Source organism: Spiroplasma sp. Moj (genome assembly GCF_016082285.1).
GTDB classification, from domain to species: domain Bacteria; phylum Bacillota_I; class Bacilli_A; order Mycoplasmatales; family Mycoplasmataceae; genus Spiroplasma; species Spiroplasma phoeniceum.
The window spans coordinates 1-9045 of record NZ_MQTY02000036.1 but is presented as its reverse complement, the minus strand read 5'-3'; the positions used below and the strand labels follow the sequence as shown (position 1 = coordinate 9045).

Sequence of the window (9045 nt, the reverse complement as noted above, 5' to 3'; positions counted from 1 at the left end):
ATGTTAATAATTTATTTTTNTANTATNTAATATAATATAAAANATATTCTTATATNNTNTNNTNTATTTTTATAATTATTTTGGGACCCTTTTTTTTTTGACAATAGCATAGTTTTAAGGGACTCGTTAAGTAACTTGTTGGGAATTCACTTCCATTTGGCATGGGATTTTTCACACATTTATTTATTTACGTGTTAAATTTTTTTCATTCGTATTTATTTCCGTGGATTTCATAGGAAAATTGAATGGTATTTGGGTTTTTTTTCTTAATATGACACGCTTTTTATTACAGCTTCGATTTGGATTTTTGTTCACAGATTTTGTTTTTTATTTTTATTTTTTTATTTNATATTATNTNTANATATATATATATATTTTTTTTTTTTTTTTNTTTTTTTTTTTTTTTTTTTTTTTTNTNTTTTATGTTAAGTGATCTGTTTGTTTATTCTGCATTTCTCTAATGTTTCATATAAACTAGTTATGAGATGAATATTTTATTTATTATTTTATGTATTTTTAGTTATTTCCAAACAATTGAGAATTTAGTTTTAAATAAACCAATTTTTTTTTAGCGTTTTTAAATGTTTGAAGGACAAATTTNTTATTAACATATGAATAGGAATGTTTTCACTTGTTTTGGTAAATTATTTTTAATTTAAATTCACAAATGGCAAACATTCAAAAAATTTCTTATTTATCATTTTCATTANANANANATNNANNNNANTNATTATTTTATATTNTTANANTNAANNNNCATTCAGGTTGTATGAAAGGAAATTTTACTATATATATTTTTTAATAAATTGATTTTCCAGGTAAGAAGCCAATTAAAGCTAAGAGAAATTTTAATAAATTCTACATTTATTTTATTTTATAGCTAAAAATATTTCAGTTCGAATGAAAATAAATTTTAATAAAATCCGCAACTGAAAANNTTATANAANTNTTANAAAAAAAAAAAATTAATTAANNAAATATACAAAATTACGAAATGAAAAAACAAAATAAATACTTGAATGTATCAGTACAAAAATATAAAATAAAACAAAATAAATGTTAAAATAATACAGAATAATAAATTACAAAATTACAAAAGAAATATATAAATAAAATACAAAATAAATAAATGAAAAAAAAAAATACCTAAATGAAATAGTAAACAAAATATATAATTTAATTTAATTGAAAGAAAATAAAATAAATATAGTATATAAAATAAATAAAACAGAAAAAAATTATAANTTNNTNANTANNANNTTNTTAAAAANANNTANAATTATTTTAATAGGTTATGCAAGAAGTCTAATGTTTTTAATTGGCCTTGCGCTGATTATCACAGTTTGCTATTATATTGTTAAATGGACACGATTATTAAAATTATCAGATCAGATTATGGATAAAATTGATTTAGTAACAATTTATAATTTAGTAATTTAGTATTAGGAGAATATTTTACTTCTGAATTAACATTATTAGGAATTACTAAAATATTTAAACCATTACCAACACGTTTAATTAATTTTAATAATAACACTAAAATTGATTTTGTGTTTAATTTAACTCATGCTAGTGGAAATATTTCCTTTGGAACAATTACACATAAAGTTTCAACTAAAATTAACAATAAGGTTGATAAATAAGAATTTTATCGTATCCCAATTTTCACAATTCAACCCTATCATAAATTAACAGGACAATTTACAATGCAACCACGCGGGATAACAACTAAATTTTTTAATCCATTAAATTATATTAATTTACAAGATAATTTATTTGAAGAAAAATTTTTAGTTGGTGGTACATCTGAACGAGCAATTAAAACAATTTTAACACCACAAGTTCGAAAGAATTTATTTATTTTAGCAGGAAAAGTACCAACCATTCCAGCAGTTGATGTTGCTGAGGGGGTTTTAACGTTCTTATTTCAATCTTATTTAGTTAAAAGTTGAAATGATAAAACAATGGCATTAACAACAGTAGAATTTTCCGGAAAATTTGATAATATTATTCAAGATATTCTTGCAAAAATTGAAACTGATATTATTTGATTAAAAGAATGTTTTACATGGTTAAATCAATTTGACATTATGATTGTCTAATAAATAATTTTATAATTACTTATTTTATTTAATAATTACCAGAAGAGAGATGATAATAAATGGGAGAAAAGTTTTTTACAAATCAAAATCAGCAAAAATTATTAGTTGAATTAAATAATGAAATGTGTACTGCTGATGAAGTATGCTTTGTTTTTCCTTTTATTTCAAAGGCAATTATTAATAAAATTGAAGCATCAATTAAACATTGCTGAATGCAAAAAATTCCAATTCGAATTATTACAACAACTTTTGATGATTTAGCAGAATACAATAATTTATTAGAATTGACCCGTTTAGTAACAACTTATGATAATATCCAAGTCAAAGTTGAAGATAATTTAGAAAAACGAAGTGAACGAATTCATATTAAAGCTTCCCTTTTTAAACGATTCCATAGTATTTCAACCGTAATTCTTGGTTCTTCAAATTTAACTTATAAAGGAATGGTTACTGGGCGAGAATGAAATATTAAGTTAACAACAAAAAATAATCCTAATTTAGTTACGGAAATAATTGATGAATTTGAGCATTTATGAAATGAAGTTTTAGTTGATTTTAATGATGAAATCGCACGTAATCATTTATTAGAACGTATTAGTCAAAATCAATCAATGCGAATTGCAACAATGTTTAATCATACTGCAACTGAAATTTTAACCATTCGAAAATACTTATATGATTTTCAAAAAGCAATTGTGACAAAATTACAGTATCGTCGTCGTTGTGGTAAACAAGCACATTTAGTAATTATGGCAACGGGAACGGGGAAAACTGTTGTTGCTGCGTTTGATTATTTACACCAATTACAAGAAAATAATCATCAACCCTTGAAGTTGTTGTTTTTGGCTCATCAGAAAGAAATTTTAGACCAAGCCTTACAAACTTTTCGCAATGTTTTGATGGATCAAACTTTTGGAGAAGTAATGTATGAGGGTAAAGTAATACAGAATCAAACGTATATCTTTGCAACTATTCAAACCATGGCAAGTCGGTTACCACAGTTTGCGGCAAATTATTTTGATGTGGTTATTTTTGATGAAGCACACCATATTGCTGCTACAACCTTTGACCAAGTTTTTAATTATTTTCAACCACAACAAGTACTTGGATTAACAGCAACACCAGAACGAGAAGATGGTAAGTCCATTAAAAAATATTTTCTTGATGAATATGCCGAAGAATTACGACTATGAGATGCAGTTAATCAACGTTTATTATGTCCATTTGATTATTATTGTATTGATGATAATACGGTTGATTTAACTGGCGTTGATTTAAACGCTGATAATGAACTTTTTAAAAAGTTAAATACGAATGCTCGAAATGAGTTATTATTAAAAATGATTGATAAATATATTGGCTTATATGCAAAACCAGTTGCCTTAATTTTTTGTGTTACAACTGAACATGCTAAATTGGTAGCAACATTTTTACGAACAAACCATTTACGAGCAGATTACTTAACATCTGAAAATCGTGACTACCGCGCGCGGATTTTACATGAATTTAAAACAGGGCGAATTAATTATTTATGTGTTGTTAATATGTTTAATGAAGGAATTGATGTACCAGAAATTAATACTATTATTTTATTACGACCAACAAATTCAAAAACAGTTTATTTACAACAGCTTGGACGAGGGCTTCGTAAAACAGAATTAAAAAGTCGCTTAGAAGTTTATGATTTAATTAGTAATATTGATATCAAATATGATATTACTGTTGGGATTAAAAACTTATATGATCCGAAATTAACATCAATAAAGGGACTGTTAGCTAATGAAGGACTGCCTTATAATTGTACAATTACCTTAGAACAACGCTCACAAAAAATTATTTTAAATAACTTACGAAAATGATATGATAATCGGGCTCGAATTAAAACCCATATTCGTGAATATTATCAAAAATATCAAGAGGCAGGATTAAAACATTTACTAACTGATTATGATTTATCCTTATACCAATTTTATAATTATGTTAACGATTTTTATGTTAAAATTGGCCGAAATATTACGCATTATCATCAAAATGAAAATAATACTAATCGTAATAAAAATATTTTAAAACAATTTTTATTCTTAGATAGTTATCCAATTATTAATTATTTTATTTTACGTTTAAGTCAAACTATTACTGCTGATGCAATTAACCTTGAATATGATAATTTATTAATAACATCATTATTATATGAAGTAACAAGTATGAATGTTTTTACGCAATTATTTCCAAATTATTTAACGATTCCTGATTTAGTAACTTATTTTATTGACCAGCATCAAGTGATTGTGGCTGAATTATTGTTACTTTTACAATATAAATTAGAACATGAAACATTAAAAATGTATTCTAGTGCAGCAGCACCATTATTACCCGGGACAACTTATACTGTAAAACAAGTATTATCCGTAATTGGTCGAACTAATTTTTTATTATCACGAGGTGAATTACGAATTATTGCTTTTCAAGCAGGATATCTAACATTTGATCAAACAAAACAAGTTATTTTGGCGGATGAAGATGGTACTGGTTATGGAAAATTAACCAAATATTTACCTGATCAAAAGATATTTTATTGGTCAATTCCAGAAGTGATGACAATGGCTAATAAATTAGTGCGAGATATGCAAAATAGTGCAATAACCAAATACTTATTTTTACAAAATAAAATTAATTTAAAATGACCAAATTTAGGATTAAAATTATATTTTTTTGTTGGCTTTGGCAAGTATGACAGAATGTTAACAGACAATTATCTTACTGCAAAATTTTTTGTTCAACTTGAAGAAGAATAGATGATATTAAAATGTATTATTTATAATTGTAAGTAAAAAAGATTAATCCATTTCACCAGTTAAACAAAAATGTATTATAATTAAAGAATAGTATTATTTTATTAAAGAAGCCTATAGTAAAATGGAAAGTTTTAATCTTGAATACATTCGGAGTTTAGCGAGATTAGCAATATTTAATAATGCCGAACAGTTATACCAAACAAAAAAAATAACATTATTAAAAATTAATGAACAGAAAAGTTCAAGCGATAAAAAAGAATTAATGCTTTATTGCCAAGTATCGTCAAAACATAGTGGGGATTATTATGATGTTAATGTTGTTTTTACTTTAAGCAATAATTTAACTTTTTTAACACGGCAAAATTGTAGTTGTATTGACTATAATTTTCAACATCAAATTTTTCAGCATATTATTGCGGTTTTACTTTTTGTATTTTATGAATCAAACAATAATTTGGTTACTTGACGGTTATTTTTTACAACGACTGATCAACTATTAACAACATTTATTAATAAAAATAAACAAAATCATAGTTTAAAAGAACGAATTATTACTTGCCAATGTAGTTTAATTATTGATTCTACGTTGCAACAACCACCAGCAGTACAACTAAAGTTAGGATATGAAGGTGAGCAGTTGTTTGATATTAAAAATATTTATCATTTTTTGAGTTTTTTAACCAAACCTGTCCTTGATCCAGATTATTTAAAAGGTTATGAAATTTCACAAAAATTTACTTTTTATCCCAATAAAAGTACTTTTGCACCATTTACTGAAAAAGTAATTATGTTTTTAAAACAAGAATTTATTAATGTTAGTAGTTTTTTACAAACACAAAAAATGGATTTTTATGGGGTATCAATTACGAAAAGTTTTGGGTTTTCAGCATTTCAAACAGAACGATTTTTAAAACACATTAAAGGGGAAACAATTAAATTAATAATTGATGGGGAAGAATATTCTGATGTTAAAATTAGTGTTGATCAATATTAACCAGCCTTATCTATTCAACAAGAAGATAATGTTATTCAAATTATTAATAAAAAAGAAAATCCAATTATTTTAACAGCAACGCAACAAAGTTTCTTTGATACTAAACAAATTTTTTTATTAAACGATAAAGATACTTTTTTATTAGGATCAATTTATCAAACAATGGCATTAACAAAACACAACAAAATTATCTTTAATCCACAGCAAACTAATGATGTTATTAAAGAAATTGTTTCCTTATTAGATTATCCATATAAAGCAGTTCAAATTGACCCTATAATTTTAAATTCATTAGAAAAAACACCATTAGTTATTGAAAGCTATTTTGATTTTAAGAACAAAAAAATTATGTTACGACCTCTTTTTCTCTATGGAAAAATAACATTTGATTTACTAAATAAATCCAATAATGACAATAAAATTGTTTTATGAAATGTTTATCATGAGCAAGAATATTTAACATTTTGTAAACAAATTGGTTTTGTTCAAAAAGAGAATTATTTTGTCTTAAATGAATTGGAACATGTTTTAAAATTATTATCAAAAGATATTTTAACATTAGAAACGCTTTCACAAATTTTTTATACTGATAATTTTAAAAATGTACGTTTAATTGATTTTAAAGTAACAAGTACTACAATTAATGTTAATCAAAAAAAATGACTGGTTAGAATTTGATTTTAAACTTTCAAAACTTGATTATTCAGATTTAGGAGAAATTTTAAATGCAATTAATCGCAACCAGAAATATTATCAGGTAACAAATGGTAGCATTATTGATTTGCAAGAACAAACATTACAAAAATTTGCAACTTTAATTAATCAGTTTAATTTTAAACAAGAACAATTTATGCAAGGAAAATTACAAGTTCCAAAATATCATGCTTTAACAGTGTATAATAACTTAACTTTATGAGCTGAGTTTAATTGCTGTTTTAATGTTGATTTTGAGAATTTAATTACAAAAATTAAGCATTTAGAAGAAAATGAATTTAGTGTTCCAGCATCATTAGCATCTATGATGTGTGATTTTCAAAAAAAGGTTATTTTTGATTAAAAACCTTAGCTTCGTTAGGGTTTGGTGGTATTTTAGCAGATGAAATGGGATTAGGAAAAACATTACAAACAATTAGCTTTATTTTAAAGGAATATGAATTAAATCGAGAAATGGAACCGGTTTTAATTATTGTTCCAGCAGCATTAATCTATAATTGAAAAAAGGAAATTGATCGGTTTGCACCAATGTTACAAACATTAGTTATTGCTGGGGAACGAAAAACACGGGAAATGTTATTTACCAAAATTAACCAATGGCAAGTGGTTATTACCTCTTATCCATTATTACGCCGTGATATTCATTATTATCAACAAATTTTCTTTCAATGTTGTTTTTTAGATGAAGCACAACATATTAAAAACCCACAATCAATTAATGCAAAAGTGGTGAATACTTTAAAGACAGAGATTCGGTTTGCCTTAACAGGAACGCCAATTGAAAATAATTTAACTGAATTATGGTCAATTTTTAATTTTATTTTACCTGGCTTTTTATTACAACATCAACAATTTCAAAAGCGATATGAAATTCCAATTGTTCTTGAACAAAACGAAGCAATTAAAAAAGAATTATTACAAAAAATTGCACCATTTATTTTGCGACGTTTAAAACAAGGGGTAATGAGTGAATTACCACCAAAAATTGAAAATAAAATTTTAGTAGAAATGACAGCACGACAAAAGAAAATTTATGCTGCATATGCTAATGCTGCTCGAGAAGAAATTAATAAAATTTTAACAGCTGGACAATATAAGCAAAATCGTTTAAAAATTTTTGCTACCTTACTAAGTTACGGCAAATTTGTTGTGACCCAAGTATTTTGGATAAGTGCTAAATTAGATGAATTACGTGATATTTTTGGTGATCTTGCTGGAAGTGGTCATAAAATATTAATTTTTTCACAATTTACTACTGTTTTAAAACGAATTAAAGCAATTGTTGAAGAAATCGGTTTACAATATTTTTATTTAGATGGGAAAACTCGTTCGGAAAGTCGTGTGCTAATGACACAAAAGTTTAATGAGGATACAACAGTTAATGTTTTTTTTAATTTCTTTAAAAGCTGGTGGGGTTGGTTTAAATTTAACAGCAGCGGATGTTGTTATCCATTTTGATCCATAATGAAATCCTTCCGTAGAAAATCAAGCAACAGATCGTGCTCATCGTTTTGGACAGCAGAATACTGTTCAAGTAATTAAGTTAATTGCAAAAGGAACTATTGAAGAAAAAATTTTAACAATTCAAGATAATAAACAAGCTGTAATTGATGCTGTTTTAAATAATAATTCAGAAAATGCTAATTTTACAAAATTCTCAGAAACAGAATTACGAAATATTCTTGAGTTATAAAAATAAAGGAAATAACAAAAAAGTATAATAATTTTTAAAAATATTTTTACATAGCAAAAAAGTTGTTAAAGGCACGAGGGTGCTTTTTTTTATTATTTATTTATTCAATATAATGATAAGTATCTTATTGAAGGAAGGTGACATATTAATGAAAAAGTTATTAACGCTTTTTAGTGCTTTTGTGTTAGGTAGTGGTAGTGTGTTTGCGGTGGCTAGTTGTAGAACACGGCCAAAGCACAATATTGATGATGAAGAAGTAAATGATAATAAAGATCTTGAAATTTTAAATCAGATCAAAGTCAAAGTACGCCAAACGTTGACAGCATGGTGGGATACAAAGACAACAATTGATATTAATAATGATTACTTGGATTAAATACCATTTTTTACAGAGTTATTAGGAGAGTTAAAAACAAGGGATGATCACTTAACTTTAACAGGTGAAACAATTAGTAAATATCGTTTTTTAACACAGTTGCTTACTGGATTTAAAGCAGAGTTTGTTAATTTAAATCAAAGTTTACGAGATCGCTATTTAAATTATTATGTGGATACTATGCCGTTGTTAGCGGATAATGATATTTCATTTACTTTGTATCATATTAATTTTGATATTAGACTTCTTGCATAACCTATTAAAATAATTGTAAATATTTTTAAAAAGATACTAATAGCAAATTATAATTTTAATTAATTATGTCTTTTATTTAAAAATTTAATATTTTCCTACAACGAAAAATGACTTTT

9 protein-coding genes and 1 pseudogene are annotated in these 9045 nt (G+C 25.1%); 9 read left to right on the top strand and 1 reads right to left on the bottom strand.

Annotation, left to right across the window (positions count from 1 at the left end; genetic code table 4):
- Window positions 1–1393: 1393 nt before the first annotated feature.
- On the bottom strand, window positions 1394–1627 hold the full coding sequence (locus BST80_RS02650; protein WP_415745846.1) for a hypothetical protein: 234 nt from the start codon (window positions 1625–1627) through the stop codon (window positions 1394–1396).
- Between the two features lie 79 nt (window positions 1628–1706).
- Between BST80_RS02650 and BST80_RS02645 the strand changes: the two genes are divergently transcribed.
- From BST80_RS02645 to BST80_RS02605, 9 genes and pseudogenes are all read left to right on the top strand, one after another.
- The gene (locus tag BST80_RS02645; RefSeq protein ID WP_415745845.1) at window positions 1707–2102 is read left to right on the top strand and encodes a hypothetical protein; all 396 of its coding nucleotides are present in this window, start codon (window positions 1707–1709) and stop codon (window positions 2100–2102) included.
- A 59-nt stretch (window positions 2103–2161) separates the two neighbouring features.
- Entirely contained in the window at window positions 2162–4897 is a 2736-nt protein-coding gene (locus BST80_RS02640) for a DEAD/DEAH box helicase family protein (protein ID WP_415745844.1), read from the top strand.
- 121 nt (window positions 4898–5018) lie between these two features.
- Window positions 5019–5891 carry a hypothetical protein gene (locus tag BST80_RS02635; RefSeq protein WP_415745843.1) on the top strand — a complete coding sequence of 291 codons (873 nt, stop codon included), beginning with the start codon at window positions 5019–5021 and terminating at the stop codon, window positions 5889–5891.
- A 6-nt stretch (window positions 5892–5897) separates the two neighbouring features.
- A complete protein-coding gene (locus BST80_RS02630; RefSeq protein ID WP_415745848.1) occupies window positions 5898–6575 on the top strand; it encodes an SNF2 helicase associated domain-containing protein in 678 nt (225 codons plus the stop codon).
- On the top strand, window positions 6535–6948 hold the full coding sequence (locus BST80_RS02625) for an SNF2 helicase associated domain-containing protein (RefSeq protein WP_415745842.1): 414 nt from the start codon (window positions 6535–6537) through the stop codon (window positions 6946–6948). The genes BST80_RS02630 and BST80_RS02625 overlap by 41 nt, the downstream gene beginning before the upstream one ends.
- Window positions 6915–7973, top strand: a pseudogene (locus BST80_RS02620) (DEAD/DEAH box helicase); the annotation flags it as partial. The gene BST80_RS02625 and the pseudogene BST80_RS02620, both read left to right, overlap by 34 nt.
- Window positions 7969–8070, top strand: coding sequence for a helicase-related protein (locus BST80_RS02615; RefSeq protein WP_415745847.1), 102 nt, complete (start codon window positions 7969–7971; stop codon window positions 8068–8070). The pseudogene BST80_RS02620 and the gene BST80_RS02615, both read left to right, overlap by 5 nt.
- Before the next feature lie 376 nt (window positions 8071–8446).
- The gene (locus tag BST80_RS02610) at window positions 8447–8674 is read left to right on the top strand and encodes a hypothetical protein (protein WP_415745841.1); all 228 of its coding nucleotides are present in this window, start codon (window positions 8447–8449) and stop codon (window positions 8672–8674) included.
- Between the two features lie 99 nt (window positions 8675–8773).
- Window positions 8774–8929 carry a hypothetical protein gene (locus BST80_RS02605; RefSeq protein WP_415745840.1) on the top strand — a complete coding sequence of 52 codons (156 nt, stop codon included), beginning with the start codon at window positions 8774–8776 and terminating at the stop codon, window positions 8927–8929.
- Window positions 8930–9045 lie beyond the last annotated feature (116 nt).